This is a genomic window from Streptomyces sp. NPDC006551, from assembly GCF_040611675.1.
Lineage (GTDB): Bacteria > Actinomycetota > Actinomycetes > Streptomycetales > Streptomycetaceae > Streptomyces.
In genome coordinates this window covers 379,703-396,720 of sequence record NZ_JBEXOT010000002.1, presented here as the reverse complement: position 1 = coordinate 396,720, position 17,018 = coordinate 379,703, and the positions used below count along the sequence as shown (strand labels likewise).

General features: G+C 70.3%; 11 protein-coding genes. 1 reads left to right on the top strand and 10 read right to left on the bottom strand.

Annotation, left to right across the window (positions count from 1 at the left end; translation table 11 throughout):
• Positions 1-120: 120 nt before the first annotated feature.
• On the top strand, positions 121-921 hold the full coding sequence (locus ABZY12_RS04305) for a DeoR/GlpR family DNA-binding transcription regulator (protein WP_356886925.1): 801 nt from the start codon (positions 121-123) through the stop codon (positions 919-921).
• A gap of 33 nt (positions 922-954) precedes the next feature.
• On the opposite strand, the gene ABZY12_RS04300 is transcribed toward ABZY12_RS04305, so the two are convergent.
• The 10 genes from ABZY12_RS04300 to ABZY12_RS04255 form a co-directional block, all read right to left on the bottom strand.
• On the bottom strand, positions 955-3,018 hold the full coding sequence (locus ABZY12_RS04300; RefSeq protein WP_356886923.1) for a phosphocholine-specific phospholipase C: 2,064 nt from the start codon (positions 3,016-3,018) through the stop codon (positions 955-957).
• Positions 3,019-3,449: 431 nt separating this feature from the next.
• Positions 3,450-4,889 carry a DEAD/DEAH box helicase gene (locus ABZY12_RS04295; protein ID WP_356886921.1) on the bottom strand — a complete coding sequence of 480 codons (1,440 nt, stop codon included), beginning with the start codon at positions 4,887-4,889 and terminating at the stop codon, positions 3,450-3,452.
• 206 nt (positions 4,890-5,095) lie between these two features.
• Positions 5,096-5,299, bottom strand: a complete 204-nt coding sequence (locus ABZY12_RS04290; protein WP_030689787.1) for a cold-shock protein — start codon at positions 5,297-5,299, stop codon at positions 5,096-5,098.
• Positions 5,300-5,621: 322 nt separating this feature from the next.
• Positions 5,622-6,383: a pyridoxamine 5'-phosphate oxidase family protein gene (locus tag ABZY12_RS04285; protein WP_356887014.1), complete on the bottom strand. Its 762-nt coding sequence runs from the start codon at positions 6,381-6,383 to the stop codon at positions 5,622-5,624.
• A 35-nt stretch (positions 6,384-6,418) separates the two neighbouring features.
• Positions 6,419-7,795, bottom strand: a complete 1,377-nt coding sequence (locus tag ABZY12_RS04280) for a globin domain-containing protein (RefSeq protein ID WP_356887012.1) — start codon at positions 7,793-7,795, stop codon at positions 6,419-6,421.
• A 425-nt stretch (positions 7,796-8,220) separates the two neighbouring features.
• A complete protein-coding gene (locus ABZY12_RS04275) occupies positions 8,221-8,628 on the bottom strand; it encodes a DUF3662 domain-containing protein (protein WP_356886919.1) in 408 nt (135 codons plus the stop codon).
• Positions 8,629-8,663: 35 nt separating this feature from the next.
• A complete protein-coding gene (locus ABZY12_RS04270) occupies positions 8,664-8,810 on the bottom strand; it encodes a hypothetical protein (protein WP_356886917.1) in 147 nt (48 codons plus the stop codon).
• Positions 8,811-8,973: 163 nt separating this feature from the next.
• On the bottom strand, positions 8,974-10,341 hold the full coding sequence (locus ABZY12_RS04265) for an MFS transporter (RefSeq protein ID WP_356886915.1): 1,368 nt from the start codon (positions 10,339-10,341) through the stop codon (positions 8,974-8,976).
• Positions 10,342-10,755: 414 nt separating this feature from the next.
• Positions 10,756-12,756: a VWA domain-containing protein gene (locus ABZY12_RS04260; protein WP_356886913.1), complete on the bottom strand. Its 2,001-nt coding sequence runs from the start codon at positions 12,754-12,756 to the stop codon at positions 10,756-10,758.
• Positions 12,757-13,148: 392 nt separating this feature from the next.
• Positions 13,149-16,805, bottom strand: coding sequence for a LamG-like jellyroll fold domain-containing protein (locus ABZY12_RS04255; protein WP_356886911.1), 3,657 nt, complete (start codon positions 16,803-16,805; stop codon positions 13,149-13,151).
• Positions 16,806-17,018: the final 213 nt, after the last annotated feature.

Here is a 17,018-nt window from a genome sequence, read left to right as displayed (position 1 = left end):
GATCTTGCTCACAGACTCGACGTTTCGAGCACCTTCGAGCAACAACATGGTGCGCAGTATCCATGAGCCGAGCCGTACGGTCCAGGGCTCCCGGTGGCGTACGGCGCTAAAATCGCGATCATGTCCAAACACGAGCGGTGGAACACGCTCCTCGAACTGCTCGCGTCCACCGGAAGGCTGGAGGTCGACGAGGCCGCGTCGGCGCTCGCCGTCTCCCCCGCCACGATCCGCCGGGACCTGGACGAGCTCGCCGAGCAGCGCCTCCTCGTCCGCACCCGCGGCGGGGCCGTGCCGCAGGGGGTCTCGTACGAACTGCCGCTGCGCTACAAGTCGTCGCGGCACGCCTCCGAGAAGCAGCGCATCGCCGCCGCGGTGGCCGGCCTCGTCCACGAGGGCGAGGTCGTGGGACTCAACGGCGGCACCACGACGACCGAGGTGGCCCGGGCGCTGGCGCTGCGCTTCGGCACCGGCCGGGCCGAGACGCACGGGGCGTCGCCCGCCCCCGCGCTGACCGTGGTCACCAACGCGCTCAACATCGCCGGTGAACTGGCGGTACGCCCGCAGATCAAGATCGTCGTCTCCGGCGGCGTGGCCCGTCCGCAGACCTACGAACTGGTCGGGCCACTGGCCGCCGGTGTGCTCGACGAAGTGGTGCTCGACGTCGCCGTGCTCGGGGTCGACGGCGTCGACCCCGAGTTGGGCGTCATGGCCCACCACGAGGACGAGGCGGCGATCAGCCGCCTCTTCGCCGAACACGCGAGCCGGGTCGTGGTGGTCACCGACTCCTCCAAGATGGGCCGGCGCGCCTTCGCCCGGATCTGCGGCCTCGACCGGGTGGACGTCCTGGTGACGGACGCGGCGATCCCGGCGGAGTCGATGCGGCACCTCACGGACGCCGGGGTGAAGGTCATCACCGTGTGACCGGCCGCACCGACTCCTCACCTCGTCACGGGCTCAGCCCGTGACGATCCCGGGGTCGCTGACGCCGGTGGCGCCTGTCTCGACGTGTCCGGCGAAGCGCCGCAGAAAGGCGCTGTCACCGTCGGAGACGACGGAGACGTCGTACCAGCGCCTGCTGCCCCGCAGATCCATGGTGTGGCGCACGGTGGCCCCCTTGGCCACCTTGAAAGTCTGCGACTGACCGCCGTACGCCCGTGCTTGAGTGATCGTCAGGTTGACGTCGACAGCGCCCGGGTTGGTCATGGTGAGCGACAAGCTTCCCGTGGCCCGGTCATGACGCGCCGTCACTTCCGGCCCCGCGGTCTTGCCCGGCCCCTTGAAGGTACGCAGGAATCCGTTGGGGCCGCTCACCGTCAGGTCGTAGACTCCTTGCGAGTACGCGCTGTTCCAAGTATCGGAGAGGGTCTTGCCCGCCCCGGTGGTGTAGGTCCACGGGCCGTCGGTGCGGCCTCGCGCGGTGACGTGGAAGAACGCTCCCGCCTTGGCCCCGGCGCCGAACGTGAGCGTGTAGCGGCCGGTCGACGGCGTGGCCGATCCGTCGACGACGAGGTCGTAGGGCAGCGCCCTGGTGGGGCGGGCGCCAGGCTCCTGCACAGGCAGAACCGGCTTGGCGGGCGGCTTCGGTACGTAACTGGGGTGCCGGTCGCCGTCCGGCGGCCGGTAGCCGCTGGTGTCCGGCAGCGCCTCGGGCTTCGTGTCCTCGAGGCCGAAGTCGAAGGCCGACGTCAGGTCGCCGCAGATGGCCCTGCGCCAGGGCGAGATGTTGGGTTCGGTGACCCCGAAGCGCCGCTCCATGAAGCGGATGATCGAGGTGTGGTCGAAGACCTCGGAGCAGACGTAACCGCCCTTGCTCCACGGCGAGACGACGATCATCGGGACGCGCTGGCCGAGGCCGTAGACGCCCGCGGCGTAGCGGGAGTCGCCGGGGAAGTGGTCGAGGGTGGTGTCGACGGTGGACAGTCCCTGGGCTGCCGAGGCCGGCGGGTAGGGCGGGACGACGTGGTCGAAGTAGCCGTCGTTCTCGTCGTACGTGATGAACAGCGCGGTCCTGCTCCACACCTCGGGGTTGGAGGTGAGCGCGTCGAGAACCTGCGAGATGTACCAGGCGCCGTAGTTGGCGGGCCAGTTGGGGTGCTCGGTGAACGCCTCCGGGGCGGCGATCCAGGAGATCTGCGGCAGCCGGTCCGCCGCGACGTCCGCGCGCAGGATGTCGAAGAGCCCGTCGCCGTTCTTGACGTCGGTGCCGGTGCGAGCCTTGTCGTAGAGCGGGTTCCCGGGCTGGGCGTTGCGGTAGGTGTTGAAGTACAGCAGGGAGTTGTCGCCGTAGTTGCCGCGGTAGGCGTCGTCGATCCAGCCCCAGTGGCCGGCGGCGTTAAGGCCGTCGCCGATGTCCTGGTAGATCTTCCACGAGACCCCCGCCCGCTCCAGGCGCTCGGGGTACGTCGTCCAGCCGTAGCCGAGTTCGTCGTTGCCGAGCACCGGGCCACCGCCGGTGCGGTCGTTCCCGGTGTAACCCGTCCACATGTAGTAGCGGTTGGGGTCGGTGGCGCCGATGAAGGAGCAGTGGTACGCGTCGCAGACGGTGAACGCGTCGGCGAGCGCGTAGTGGAACGGGATGTCGTCGCGGGTGAGGTACGCCATCGTTCCCGCGGACTTGGCGGGGATCCACTGGTCGTACTTGCCGTTGTTGAAGGCCTTGTGGCCGCCGGCCCAGTCGTGGTTGAGGCCCGCGATGAACTGCATGCCGAGGTCGTCGGCGGTCGGGTGGTACGGCAGCACCTCCTTGTTGCCGTCCGCCTGGTACCAGACCGGCTTTCCGCTGGGGAGGGTCACGGGGCGGGGGTCGCCGAAGCCGCGGACGCCCTTGAGCGAGCCGAAGTAGTGGTCGAAGGAGCGGTTCTCCTGCATCAGCACGACGATGTGCTCGACGTCGGCCAGTGTGCCGGAGGTCCGGGCGGCGGGGATGGCGGCGGCCCGGGCGATGCTGCCGCCGAGCGCGGCGAAGCCGGCGGTGGCGCCGGCGATCTGGAGGAAGCGGCGCCGATGGAGTTCAGTCATGGGTCCGAGCACCTCTGCGGGATGGGGGGACGGTGGTCCGAGCGAGCCCAAGATCAGCGGGGTGAGGGAACGGGGTGTGTCGTCGGCGCGTGGGGGCGCGGTACAGGTCATGAACGCGGAACCAAGGGGGCGTCCTCACGGCCGGATTCACCGTAGGGGTGGGCGGGCCGGTCGTGGCGGGGCGCGACGAAGAGTCCATGGAGTCGTACGAGAAGTCCATGCCCGCTGTCGTGGGGACCTACGAGTACGCCGAACGGCCCGGCGGCGGGTCGGTCTCACCGCCGGGGGAACGGATCGGCCTCATGCCCCGGGAGCCATCGGGGTTCATACGTCGGGGCTCACACCCCCGGGCTCACGCGCCGCGGCGGATCCGCCCGGCCTTGCGGGCCTCGGCCGTCTGCCGGCCTACGTCGGGACTCACACCCCCGGACTCACGCGCCGCGGCGGATCCGCGCGGCCTTGCGGGCCTCGGCCGTCTGCCGGGCCTCGGCGGCCCGCCGGGACTCGTTCTTGGCGCGACCGGGCTTCCCGGGGACGGTTCCCATGCCCCGGAAGGCGGCGCCGCCGCGCTTCGTGCGGTCCGTGGCGGGTGCGTTGCCGCCGAGGGGGACGCCGGAGGGGGCCTGGGCGCCGGTGATGCGGCTCAGTTCGGCCTCGCCGGAGCGGACCTGGGTGATCCGGGGGCGGATGCCCGCTTCCGACAGGACGCGTGCCATGTCGCGGCGCTGGCCCGCCGTCACCAGCGTGACGACGATGCCGGACTCGCCCGCGCGGGCGGTACGGCCACCGCGGTGCAGATAGTCCTTGTGGTCGGCCGGCGGGTCGACGTTGACGACGAGGTCGAGGCTGTCGATGTGGATGCCGCGGGCCGCGACGTTCGTCGCCACCAGCACCGTGATCTCGCCGGTCTTGAACCGCTCCAGCGTACGGGTGCGCTGCGGCTGGGCCTTGCCGCCGTGCAGGGCCGCGGCCCGTACCCCGCTGCCCAGGAGGTGCCGGGTGAACTGGTCGACGGCGTGCTTGGTGTCCAGGAACATGAGCACGCGCCCGTCCCGGGCGGCGATCTCCGTGGCGGTGGCGTACTTGTCGGCTCCGTGCACCTGGAGGACGTGGTGGTCCATGGTGGTGACGGCGCCGGCGGAGGGGTCGACCGAGTGGACCACCGGGTCGTGGAGGTAGCGGCGCACCAGGAGGTCGACGTTACGGTCGAGTGTGGCCGAGAACAGCATCCGCTGACCGTCGGGGCGCACCTGGTCGAGCAGTTCGGTGACCTGCGGCATGAAGCCCATGTCGGCCATCTGGTCGGCCTCGTCCAGGACGGTGACGTTCACCCGGTCCAGGCGGCAGTCCTTGCGCTCGACGAGATCCATGAGGCGGCCCGGGGTGGCGACGAGGACCTCCGCGCCGGCGCGCAGGGCCGTCGCCTGCCTCCCGATCGACACGCCTCCGACGACGGTGGCGAGCCTCAGCTTCAGCGCGCCGGCGTAGGGGGTGAGCGCCTCGGTGACCTGCTGGGCCAGTTCGCGCGTGGGGACGAGGACCAGGGCCAGCGGTTTCCTGGCGTCTGCCCGCTGCCCGGCCGTCCGCGCCAGGAGCGCGAGGCCGAAAGCGAGCGTCTTGCCCGATCCGGTGCGGGCCCGGCCCAGGACGTCACGGCCCGCGAGGGCGTTCGGCAGGGTGGCCGCCTGGATGGGGAAGGGCGTCTCGACACCGAGCTCCGCGAGCACGTTCAGCAGGGCGGTGGGCAGCTCCATGTCGCCGAAGCTCGCCGCGGCGGGAAGCGCCGGCGTCAGGGTCTCCGGGAGCGCGAACTCGTCGGAGCGGGCCGAACGATTCACGGAGGGACGGTTCGTCGCGGACGAGCGGTTCATGGACACCTTCCTCGACATGGCGGTTTCGGGGAATTCGATGCAGCCATGGACAAAATGCACGGGGAATGAACGGGGCCACTACGAGAAAAGGGGCCCCGGTGGAATGCGGATCCGACTCCGGGAGTCAGACCGTGGAAAAACGAACGAGCCGGGGCCCTCACCTCGCGGTGGGGACCCCAGCTGCGTCGTACGCCTCAGCGCGCGTGTCAGGCGGGAACGATGTTCTCCGCCTGCGGGCCCTTCTGGCCCTGCGTGACGTCGAAGCTCACCTTCTGGCCCTCCTGCAGCTCACGGAAGCCCTGGGTGGCGATGTTCGAGTAGTGGGCGAAGACGTCGGGGCCGCCACCCTCCTGCTCGATGAAGCCGAAGCCCTTTTCCGAGTTGAACCACTTCACGGTGCCAGTAGCCATGCCATATCTCCTTCGGGGCATTACCCGGGCCCGCACTGTGCGAATCCCGGCGTCGCCGCGATGATTACCCCGTCCGGAAAAAGCACCGAAAATACAAAAGTGCCCGACGATGCGAAATCGTCTCGGGCACTTGTAAGTCTTATGGGAACCACAACTGCAACTGCTTCGACTGTAGCACGGAATGGGGTCCCGCGTATTGTGAACGTCCGAGAAAATTGAGACGGCGTCGCCGGGCCGGTCCGGCATGCCGTACCCCGCGGGTGCGGTGCCGCCAGGCGCCCCCGGAGCCCGGGGGCGCCGAGGGGGGCGCCGGTCGCGCGACTCAGACAGACACGTTTCTGTTGAACCAGCCGCTGAACACTTCGTCCCGCGGGGTGGCCGTGCGCCGCTCGGCCCTCGCCAGCACCTTCGACGCCTCCTCGCGCCACGCCGCCGCGTCCGCACGGGGCGGGGGAAGGAACGGCCCTCGCTCGGCCGCCTCGGCCCCGGCTCCGAAGAAGTCGCCGCCCTTGCGCTTGAAGTCGTCGGTGCCCCACGCGCGGCTGCCGCCCTGAACCGGCACCTTCTGCAGGTGCGGGATGTGCTTGGCGCAGTGGATGTACGCCTCCTCGACCGTGACCTCCACCCACAGCTGGGCGCGGCGGCCGGGTACGGGATCCACGGCGAGAGCGGGGTACGCCCGGCGCATGACGTCGTCGGCGACGATCCGCGCCCTTCCGTTGATGTGCAGTCCGATGCGGTCCCGGAGGAAGTCCACCATCAGGATGCCGACGTGGGGGTTCTCCTCGATGTTGCCGATGCTGGCGAGCACGCCGTTGCCCCGGTACTCCGGGTAGGCGACGGTCAGCTCGTCGAGGACCTGGAGGAAGCCGGGCGGGCCTGCCCGGAACGTGTTGTCGCACTCCCCGTGCCGGTCGGCGGTCGCCAGGAAGAACATCTCCTGCCGGGCGGCGAACTCCCGCATCCGGGCGTTGAGCCGGTCGAGGACCTGCTCGGCGTAGAACTTGTCGGCCCGCTCGGTCGTCCCCATGCGCTGCTGGACGAGGTGTTCGCCGTCGCTGCCGGGACGTGTCGTGCGTACCATCGCCGCCTGCTGCTGCCCGGCCTGTTCGAAAGTGCTCAATTCCTTGCTCCGACCAGTTCCTCGATGGAGTCGTGCCGTATGCGGTGGGAGGGGATGCCGATCCCCACCAGGGTGTCGACGCTGCGTCGGATCATCGCCGGCGGGCCGGAGAGATAGGCGTCGTAGGTGTGCCACGGGCCGTACTGGCAGACGGCCTCGGGCAGTTGGCCGCACAGATCGCCACCGGGGCCGTCGTCGACGACCGGGCGGACCGAGAGCCAGGGGTGGGACTGCTGCATCCGGAGCATCGTGTCGATGTCGTACAGGTCGTGGTCGCGGCGGGCGCCGTAGAACACCTGGACGGGGCGGCGGCGGCCGTGCTCGGCCACGTCCTCGATCAGGGCCTTGATGGGCGCGATGCCCGTGCCGCCGCCCACGCACAACAGCCCGTTGTCGGTGGTGTGGTCCACGGTCATCGAGCCGGCGGGGGAACCGAGGCGGATCACGTCACCCGGGCGGGCGCGGTGCACGAGGGCGTTGGACACCCAGCCGGCCGGCACCGCCTTGACGTGGAAGGAGAGCAGCCCGTCGGAGCGGGGGGCGGAGGCGAAGGAGTAGTGCCGCCAGACGCGCGGCCACCACGGCGTCTCGAGCGCCGCGTACTGCCCGGCGAGGAAGGGGTACGGCTGGTTGGGGCGCACGGTCACGACCGCGATGTCGGGCGTCCGCATCTCGTGCGCGACCACCTCCGCCTCCCACCAGGCGGGGGCGCGCAGCTCGTCCTCGGCGGCGGCGTCGATCATGATCTGGGAGATGGCGGTGTAGGCGCCGACCCAGGCGGCCTCCGTCTCGGGGCTCCAGCTCTGCGTGGCGTGGCGGGAGAGGGCTCCGATGAGGCACTCCCCCACGGCCGGGTAGTGCTCCGGGCGGGTGCCGTACTTCCGGTGCCCGCGCCCGAGGTGGGAGAGGTACGTGGTGAGGGTGTCGGCGTCGTCCACGTGTCTCGCGGCGGTGAGCAGCGCCTTGAAGAGGCGGTCGCGCTGGGCGTCCATCGCCGCGGGAAAGAGGCCGCGCAGTTCCGGGTGCTGGAGGAAGAGCAGCGCGTAGAAATAGGACGTGACCTTGTCGGCGATCGGCTCGATCTCGGCCATGGTGCGGCGAATGAGGACGGCCTCGGGTGAACCGGCTTCGTCCTGGCCGCCGAGAGGGTCGGAAACGGGGCCGTCGGGTATCGGGCCGGAGTCACGAACGGGGCCGTCGGGTCTCGGGCCAGGGTCGCGAACGGGGCCATGGGACACAGGGCGGCCGTTGGCTGCGGGACCTCCGGGACGGCCGGGAACGGGACCGCGGGCTACGGGGCCGTTGGGAGGGCCGGGAACAGGGCCGTCGGGTATCCGGCCATCGGCTCCGCCGGCACCGGGGCTTCCGGGTATCGGGCCCTCCTCCGTCCGAGTTCCCTGCGCCGTCCCGGTCGATTTCCTGCTCGGACTTGGACTGAACCAGCCCCCGCCCCCATTACTGCCGTCCATCGGATTGCCTCGCCTCGAACGTCTTTCGGTCGCTCTTCGCGGGCTCGACCCTACCCCGCCCGCTCGAATCCATGAACGGGATCTTCGGCGGCGCAAACCACCTTTGTGTCCCGGTTGTCCGGACTCTCATCGCCGAGAAACCCGGGCATTACCGGAAGTTACCCATGGGTTCAACGGATGGCACAGACCTTCCGCCCCACCTCTGAGCGGAATCCGCCGCCGAAAGACGGAACGCCAATCCCGGGCTCCCCACATTCTTCACAGGTTCTCCTCGATCGGCGGCGTCGACCGGCGCCCTGCCCCGGCCGACGCCGCCGCGCCCTGGGCGTTCAGTCGGCCGCGGGGAAGTCGTCGGCGCGCACGTGCGGCATGGGACCGCTGCTCACGCGGTACGGGTCGTCGGACGGGCGCGGCGTCGGGGTGACCCGTACGGCGAGCGGCCCCGCCCACTCATATCCGTTCCGCTCGCCGTGGCGAGCCAGGTCGTCCGTCAGCGCCTGCCCCACGTCGGCGCCGCCATGACGCATCAACTCCTCGTGCACCTTCGCGTCCAGCTCCACCTCGTAAGCGTTGGGCACGACCACTCTGCGCTCGCTGCACACCACGGCGTGGGCGTCGCACTCACGGCGCAGCGCGTCGAGCAGCTCGACGGGCTCGCGACCGCGGGCCTTGGAGAGCAGCGCGCTCTGCCAGCGCTCCAGAGATCGCTCCCACCGGGTCAGCCTTCCCCTGGCCATACGCCTGCCCTCCGCTCCTCGTCATCGCCTCTTCGTCACCGCCGCCCGCGAAGCCGGCCGAGCAGGCTGCGGGCCTGAGCGCGCTTGCGCGGGTCCGCGGCAGCCCGCCGTGCCGACGCGATCGCCCGCTGTCCCTGCGGGCTGCGGGTGAACTGCTTGATACGTGCCATCAATCCGGACATGTCTCCTCCTTCGGGCCGTGTACCGTCCGCTTACCCGGTGACGCCCCGTCGATGCCACGAGACGCGTCGTCCACACGGAGACCGCGGTCTGAAGTCGGCCCGAGCGCATCGGCGGGCCCCCTCCACCGACGCGGCGAAGGGGGCCCGTCCAGACGTGCTCGGATCAGACGTCGGCGCGGACGGGGGCCGTGGCCGGGGCGTCCTCCGCGACCTCGGCGAGGTCGAGGTTGCGGGTCTCGCGGGCGCAGGCGATGGCGACGACCGTGAGGAGCGCGGCCGCGATCACGTACAGGGCGATCGGCGTCGAGCTGCCGTAGTCGGCGAGCAGCGCGGTCGCGATCAGCGGCGCCGGGGCACCCGCGGCGACGGAGGAGAACTGCGCTCCGATGGAGGCCCCCGAGTAGCGCATCCGGGTCGCGAACATCTCGGAGAAGAACGCGGCCTGCGGCGCGTACATCGCCCCGTGCAGGACCAGTCCGACGGTGACCGCGAGCAGCAGGGCGCCGAAGCTGCCGGAGTCGATGAGGGCGAAGAAGGGGAACATCCAGGCGCCGACACCGACCGCCCCGATGAGATAGACCGGTCGGCGGCCGATCCGGTCGGAGAGCGCGCCCCAGGCGGGGATCACCGCGAAGTGGACGGCGGAGGCGATGAGGACGGCGTTCAGCGCGGTCTGCTTGCTCAGGCCCGCCGAGGTCGTGGCGTAGACGAGGATGAACGCGGTGATCACGTAGTAGCTGATGTTCTCCGCCATGCGGGCGCCCATGGCGACGAGTACGTCGCGCCAGTGGTGGCGCAGGACGGCGACCAGCGGCATCTTCTCCACCACGCCGGCGGCGGCCTTGCGTTCCGCGGCGGCGGCGAGCGCCGCCTTGAAGACGGGCGACTCGTCGACCGAGAGACGGATCCACAGGCCGACGATCACCAGCACACCGGAGAGCAGGAACGGTATGCGCCAGCCCCACGAGACGAACGCGGACTCGGAGAGCAGCGCGGTCAGCGCGGACAGCACTCCGGTCGCGAGCAGCTGCCCGGCCGGGGCCCCGGTCTGCGGCCACGACGCCCAGAAGCCGCGCCGCTTGGCGTCCCCGTGCTCCGAGACCAGCAGCACGGCGCCGCCCCACTCACCGCCGAGCGCGAAGCCCTGTACCAGCCGCAGCGCGGTGAGCAGCAGCGGCGCGGCCGAGCCGACGGTGGCGTGGGTCGGCAGCAGACCGATGGCGAAGGTCGCCCCGCCCATCAGCAGCAGACTCAGCACCAACAGCTTCTTGCGCCCGAGCCGGTCCCCGTAGTGCCCGAAGACCAGCGCACCCAGCGGCCGCGCGGCGAACCCGACCGCGTACGTCAGGAACGACAGCAGCGTCCCGACCAACGGGTCGGACTCGGGGAAGAACAGCTTGTTGAAGACGAGCGCGGCGGCCGAGCCGTAGAGGAAGAAGTCGTACCACTCGATGGTGGTGCCGATGAGGCTGGCGGCGACGATGCGCTTGAGGGAGCCGGGGGGTGTGGGAGCGGTTGTTGCGGCGGCCATGTGCACCACTTCCGAGCGGGATACGGGGACGGGTTCGTGTCGCCACACCGTAGAAACACGCAGGTCACCGTCGTATGTGGCGGGACACCATAGTTCTGGGTGCCGGGGTGCGCGCGGCCACTATGTCAGGCTGGGCGAGCCCCGCGAATCGAAGCCGGAAGGCGCTGACCGGGACGGATCTGCGTGGTGCGCCCCCGTTCTGAGGGGGCGGTGCCGACTCCCGTGCCGGCGGCAGCGAAAGTCAGGGGGTCGCTACACGTGTGCGGCGTGCAGGACCGTACGGACTCTCGACTCGTCAGCCCAGCGCCCTGCTGGGAGCAGTGGGCGGTACGCACTCGGTATGACGACGCTGCGATACGCCGTCCGCCCGTGCCCGGCCGGCGACGGGTGGGGTCGCCGGCCGGGCGGGGCGTGTCAGCCCTTGTGGATCTTGATCGACCCGCCCGCGATGGCGGTCGTCGGGTCGGCGTCGGGCGCCGAGCCGATCTGGTTGTCGTAGACGAGGGTGTCGCCCGCGGTCTTCCACACCCTCATCCGGAACGTATCCGGCGTGCCATCGGTTGCGGTGAGCATGAACGAGTACCCGGCGGCGCCGTTGACCGTGCCCGTGCCCTTGAAGATGGCCTTGTCACCAGCGACGACCAGCCACTGGTAGTCGGCGGAGTGGAAGTTGAGGTTCCCGGCCTTGAACTGGAACTCCGTGCTGCCGGTGGGTACGGTCGCGCCCTTCTTGTACTTCGACACGAAGCCGAAGTTCGCGCGCCCGGTAGCCCCCGGGTCGGCCGGGTAGGCGCCGGCCGGCGAGTTGATCCAGCCGCCGCCGGTCACGAAGCCGCCGTTGGGGTCGTACACGACGACGAAGCCGCAGTGCTGGGTGTCGGACCCGCCGTCGTCGTCCGTGACGGTGACGGCGATGTCGTAGATGCCCGCGGCCGCGTACTGATGCGTGCTGCCCACCGGGGAGTTCACGCCGGGCACATCGGTAGTGGTGCCGTCGCCCCAGGCGACGGACATCGTGTGGGTGTCGAGGGTGCCCGGGTCGGTGAACGTACCGGCGATGGAGACGTCGGTGTTCACCGCGTGGGGGTCTACGGGACAGGCGGTCAGGGTGAGGTCCGGGGCGACGTTCTTGACCGTCACGGTCGTGGAGTCGTCGTCGGTCAGACCGTTGTCGTCCGTCACGGTGAGCGTCACGGCGTCGCCGCCGTCGTCGAGACCGTTGTAGGTGGCCACCGCCGCGCCGGCGTTCGCCAGCGTGCCGGTCCCCGCATCGGCGCCGCTCCAGGCGTACGAGACGACGGTGCCGTCCGGGTCGTGGCTGGCGGAACCGTCGAGCATGACCGCGGACCCCTCGTCGACGGTCTTGTCGGGCCCGGCTTCGGCGACGGGCGGCAGGCAGTTGACGGTGACGACGACCTTCGGGAAGGTGACGAACGCGTTCTGGTCGTCGTGGTAGACGACGGACTTGTTCACGTCCAGCGGCCCGCAGGGGGCGCCGCGGTGCTTGACCTGGTAGGTGATCTCCAGGTCCTCGTCCGCGAGATCGTCCCGGGACCAGGTGAATCCGTCGGTGGTGACGTTGTTCACGACCGATCCGGCGAGGTTGGCGGTCACCGTGCCGGCCACGAGCTGCCACGGCGCGTCGAGCGTGACGGCGATTGACGGGTGGGTGGCGCCGGGCACGACGACGGCCTCCACGATCTGCTTCAGGAGGGTGTCGAGATCGCCGAAGTCACCGGCCGAGAACGTGTTGTCGGCGCCGGGTCCGCTGGCGACGACCTCCAGGGTGGCCTGCTGGATGCCCCCGCCGACGCCCACGGCGAAGACGGTGGCCTTGGCCTGCAGGGCGGCGGCCTCGGCGGCGGTGTTGCCGCTGGTCGCCTCACCGTCGGTGATGACGATGACGAGCTGGTTGCGGGCGGGATCGTCGGCCCCCATGACGGCGTTGGCCTCGGCCAGGCCACAAGCGATGCAGGTGCCGGTGTTCTGCTTGGGGTTGGTGTCGATGGCGTTCAGGACGGCGGCCTTGTCACCGCTGAGCGCGCTGACCGGCGGCGTCACGCCGTCGGCGAATCCGACGACGCCGACCCTGCCGCCGTTGGTGAACAACCCGTGGGCCGCCACGCCGTTGACCACGCTCTTGGCGAAGTCCTTCAGCTGGGTCCACTCGGTTGCGTCGATGCTGCCGGACTCGTCGAGCACGAGGACCAGGTCGGTCGGTGTCGACTGAGTGCTGGACTCGCCGTCGAGTCTCAGCTTCACGGTGGAGGTGCCGTACCGGGCGACGGCCGTGGGGCTGGCTGAGGCGTCGGGCACGGGTGCGGCCGAGGCGCTGGGCGCCAAGGCGACTATGCCGGTCAGGGCGAGGGCCAGGACCGCGAGTCCGGCCAGGAGCGCCCGTATGGGCAAGGGCATGCGCATACGCGTGGATAACGCGTTCATTGATTCCCCCCAAGGAATCGGAGCAGCGAGACAGGCACGCCGATGTGCCCGACTCCGCCGTTGTCCGAGCACGGAGCGTGCCGACTTGAACTCGGTACGTCAAGAGATTGCACCGATCAAACAGGCGTACGCGTCTCTGACCTCGGCACAAGAGTCGGTGCCGGGTGGTGGTCCGCGCGCCGTGGACGCGGAGTGCGCCCTCGGAGCGTCGAGCGAGCCGGAGTGCGCGCGGGGAGTGCCCGAAGACCATCAGAACATCCGCCGCGTGCCGCTGCCCTGCCGGACGGGATGAGGGACATCGTCCCTCATCCCGTCTCTGTTACCCGGCCCCCGTGCGCGTCACCGTGCCGCAGGGGGTGATGACCTCATCGCGCCTCCCGCGCCTCCCGCGCGTACGGCGCGACCGTGATGCGGTCGATCAGGGGTGCGTAGCGGGAGCGGAGCAGCACGCCGGGGAAGGTGTCCGAGGCGTAAGTGGTGCCGTCGAAGTTCGGCAGCTCCTCGGCGCTGAAGGCGATCGTGTTCTGCCCCTTCTCGAGGCGGACCGGGACGGTCAGCTCCCAGAAGTTGTTGCGGTGGAAGCTGTGCGGGAAGCCGACACGTCGTGTCTCGCCGCCGTTGACGGTGATGTCGGCGTGGCGCGCGAGCGGGTCCGGGTTGTAGTGGGTGGCTTCGGACTGTTCGGGGTTGGAGTAGCGAACGCGCAGCGCGTACAGGCCGGCCCGGTCGGCGTCGACGGTGAACGTCGCGGTGTTGCCGTTTCCGGGTTCGCCGCCGATTCCGGTGATGGCCGTGCTGTCGGTGGCCAGGGAGAGCGGGGTGAGCGTGGCCGAGCCCGCGAGCTCGGCGTCCTGCGCCTCGTACGTACGCACCGGGAGAACGCCCTGCGTGGGGGTGACCGTGAGTCGGTCCACGAGGGTGGCGGACGAACCTCCAGTCAGCGTGACCTTGTTGACGCCTCCCGAGAGGGAGACCGCCAGGCTGTTCCTGCCCGGGGAGAGGTGGAGGACATCGTGCCCGTTGACGGCGAGCCGGGCGTTCGCGCCGCCGAGGGTGTCGACCTTGAGGGTGGCCTCGCGGTCGGCGGGTGAGTAGACCCAGAATGTGGCGGTCTGGCCCTTGGCGAGCCGGGCCGCACCCGAGCCGGTGGCCACCCGCTTCGGCAGGTCGTAGACGGGACGCGCCCCGCCCTCCAGCCAGGCCAGTTCGCCCTCGTGCACCTGGGTGGAGGCCGAGGCCTCGGGAAGGGAGAGGACGAGACGGTCGACGATGGCGTCGCCCCGGGTGGCGCGCTTGCCGTCGGCGCTCTTCGCGGCGAGCGTGAGGGTGTGCCTGCCCTTGGTGAGCTTCACCTTGGTGTCGGTGTGGTCCCACACCACCCACTTGTAGCCGAGCGGCAGGTGCACCTCCTGCTCACCGTCCGCCTCGCCGTCGACGCGCAGGAAGACGTTGGTGGGGCCCTGTTCCCTCACCCTGTCGAAGGTGTTGAGGGAGTTGGCGAAGACACTCAGGTCGTACGTGCCGTCCTCGGGGACGTCCACGGTGAAGTCGAGCGTGAGGTCGGAGCCGGTGCGCAGGCCGCCCACGTCGTAGCCGCCTGAGGTATAGAACTTCGACACGTCTCGGGGCGAGCCCTCCGGGCCGTTCTTCGAGTAACCGGAGCCGGTGTGGGCGGCGCCCTCCGCCTCGTACGTCGCCTTCCAGCGCGTGGAAGGCGCCTGTGTGCCCGTGGCCTTCCCGGCCGGGCTGAGGACGATCTCGTACGCCGAGGACTCCTTCAGCTTGGGCAGTCCGCCGTCGCCGAAGTCCAGGACGACCGTGCCGTCGTCACCGACCCGCACGTCCCTCTCCGCGAGCAGCCGCGGCCCGGGGGAGTCTCCCAGCTGGCCGCTCCACTCGATCTCCCGCACCCAGGCGTGCACCCGGTCGCCGAAGAGCTTCTTCGGGACGTTGTCGAAGGTGATGTGGCCCTTGCCGGTGGAGCCGCCGAAGATCAGCCGGGACTGCCTCTTCTTCTCGTCGAGCGTGGCGACGCCCTGCATGGTGTAGTTCTCGCCGGGGAACGGTGGGGCCACGCTCACCGTGCGCCCGCTCATCGAGGCGTACGAGTTCAGCAGCCACCACTGGCCGTTGCCGCGGTTGGACTGCACCGCGGAGTCGGAGAGATTGCCGTCGATGTTCCAGTACGCGATGTCGGCGTCGACCTTGGACTCCTCGATCGCGGACACCCACTGGATCATCTGGCCGGGGACGGAGGTGTGGTAGTTGAACGCGTACTCGTTGATGTTGACGGGGAGTCGGGTGCCCTCGCGGGTGGTGCCCTTGAAGAGGTCCCGCTCCCACGCCCGGTACGTGGCGACGCTCTCGCGCACCGCCTCCGGGTGGCTCAGCTCGTGCCAGGTGATGACGTCCGGGAGGGTGCCGGCGGCCAGGGTGTGCGTGAGGAAGCCCTTCACCTGGTCGAAGAGGATGCTGGTGTTGGGGCCGGCGATGCGGGCCTCGGGCATCTTGCTCTTGATGAGCTGGTGGAAGTCGTCCCAGGCGGCGAAGTAGTCGTCCGGGTCGTCGAGCCAGCTGACCTTGTCGTAGCTCCACTCACCGGTGCCGAACATGTTGCCCTCGGGCTCGTTGAACGGCACGAAGACGACGTTGTCCTGGTACTCCTTCGGCAGCTTCAGGACCTGGTCGACCTGCTTGACGATCTTCTCCCGGTAGAGCTTGAGCTTCTCCTCCGGGGTGTCGCCCGGCCACTGGTACGGGAAGCCGCGGTGGATGTCGGTCATGTAGATGTACACGTCACCGTCGGTGGAATCGGCCAGCGGCTTGACCACCTCCAGCGCGTCGGCGCCGGGGTGCTGCGGACCGTCCTGTGCCTTTGTGGAGACCGTGCGCAGGCCCATGCCCTCCATGAGGTTGTTGGTGGGGACGTCCGGTCCGTACACGCCGTAGAGGGTGCCGGAGGCGCCGCCGTGGAACGCGCCGGTGTCCGAGCCGAGGTCGACGGTGAGCTGCCCCTCGCGGACCACGGTGACGGTCGCCTTCACCGCACGCCCGGCCGCCGTACCCGCCACGGTGAACGTGCCCGGCCGGGCGTACCCGTCGGCCGGTACGGCGTCCCAGGTGACCGGGGTGTCGCGGTCGTAGCCGTCGGAGAAGGTGGAGCGGACGGCGGCGGGCAGGGAGGGGGCGGTGCCGGTCGTCGTACGGACCTCGAAGGACGTCCGTGAGAGCTCCCTGGGGGTGGGCGGGGTCTCCACCGTGCCTGCCACCTGCTCGGGGCTGAGCGCCGCGTGCCACACGGTGAAGTCGTCGATCGCGCCCTTGAACAGGGGATCCGGCCAGAACGACTTGCCGAGGTACCCGGCGGCCGTGGCCGAACTGTCCAGTATCTCCTCGGCCTTGATGCCGGTCGCGGTGGAGGAGACCGCCACGCCGTCGAGGTAGGTGGTGAGTCGGCCCGCGGAGCTGTCGAGGGTGAGGGTGACGGTCCGCCACTCGTTCGCGGGGAGCATGGCGTAGCCGTTGACCTGTGCCTCACCTCCGCCGGCGGTGATGGCGGTGCGCAGCGTCCCGTCGCCGCTGTACGGGGTGGCGAAGAGGTACTTGGTGGTGTTGGTCCCCAGATCGAAGATCCGCTGCCAGGACGACTTGTCGCCGCTCCACTTCACGCGGGCGGAGACCGTCAAGTCGGCAGCGTCACCGAGCACTTCGCGCGGGAGACGGACGTACGCACCGTTGGAGCCGGGTGCGCCCCCGGGCAGGGCGAGCGCCTTGCCCCCGGCCGCGCCCTCGACGGACTGGGCGGTGGATCCGTTGAGCAGGCTCGCGGTCAGACCGTTGCCCGAACTGTCGGTGATCTCGCCGGAGGCGAGGTCGTCCTGGTCGAAGGTGTAGTGGGCGGCGGGCCGGGGTGCGTCGGCCGCCTGCACCGGCGCGGCGGGCAGGGCCAGCAGGCCCGCGCCGAGAGTCAGGGCCACGGCGGCCGTGCCTCGGCGCCGGGCGGATCCGTCAGCGGATGGCATGGATCGCGTCCTCAATCCTGAGTCAGGGGTTCCGGTCGGCCCTCCTCGGCCGGCCGCTCGTCCATGTGCCGTTCTCGTGCGGAGAGTCGGCGAGAGTCCGGGGAGGTACGTCGAACCGGTTCGGTCAGCGGCGCTCCGGGGAGGAGGGAGGGCGTTCCCCGTGCGGGAAGGGTGCGGATCGGGCCCGGGCCCGGGGATTCCTGCCCCGTCGCT

Bases quoted from the DNA above. Each gene is read 5' to 3' on its own strand.
- ABZY12_RS04305 (WP_356886925.1), top strand. From the start codon at position 121: ATGTCCAAACACGAGCGGTGGAACACGCTCCTCGAACTGCTCGCGTCC.
- ABZY12_RS04300 (WP_356886923.1), bottom strand. From the start codon at position 3,018: ATGACTGAACTCCATCGGCGCCGCTTCCTCCAGATCGCCGGCGCCACC.
- ABZY12_RS04295 (WP_356886921.1), bottom strand. From the start codon at position 4,889: ATGAACCGCTCGTCCGCGACGAACCGTCCCTCCGTGAATCGTTCGGCC.
- ABZY12_RS04290 (WP_030689787.1), bottom strand. From the start codon at position 5,299: ATGGCTACTGGCACCGTGAAGTGGTTCAACTCGGAAAAGGGCTTCGGC.
- ABZY12_RS04285 (WP_356887014.1), bottom strand. From the start codon at position 6,383: ATGGTACGCACGACACGTCCCGGCAGCGACGGCGAACACCTCGTCCAG.
- ABZY12_RS04275 (WP_356886919.1), bottom strand. From the start codon at position 8,628: ATGGCCAGGGGAAGGCTGACCCGGTGGGAGCGATCTCTGGAGCGCTGG.
- ABZY12_RS04270 (WP_356886917.1), bottom strand. From the start codon at position 8,810: ATGTCCGGATTGATGGCACGTATCAAGCAGTTCACCCGCAGCCCGCAG.
- ABZY12_RS04265 (WP_356886915.1), bottom strand. From the start codon at position 10,341: ATGGCCGCCGCAACAACCGCTCCCACACCCCCCGGCTCCCTCAAGCGC.
- ABZY12_RS04260 (WP_356886913.1), bottom strand. From the start codon at position 12,756: ATGCCCTTGCCCATACGGGCGCTCCTGGCCGGACTCGCGGTCCTGGCC.
- ABZY12_RS04255 (WP_356886911.1), bottom strand. From the start codon at position 16,805: ATGCCATCCGCTGACGGATCCGCCCGGCGCCGAGGCACGGCCGCCGTG.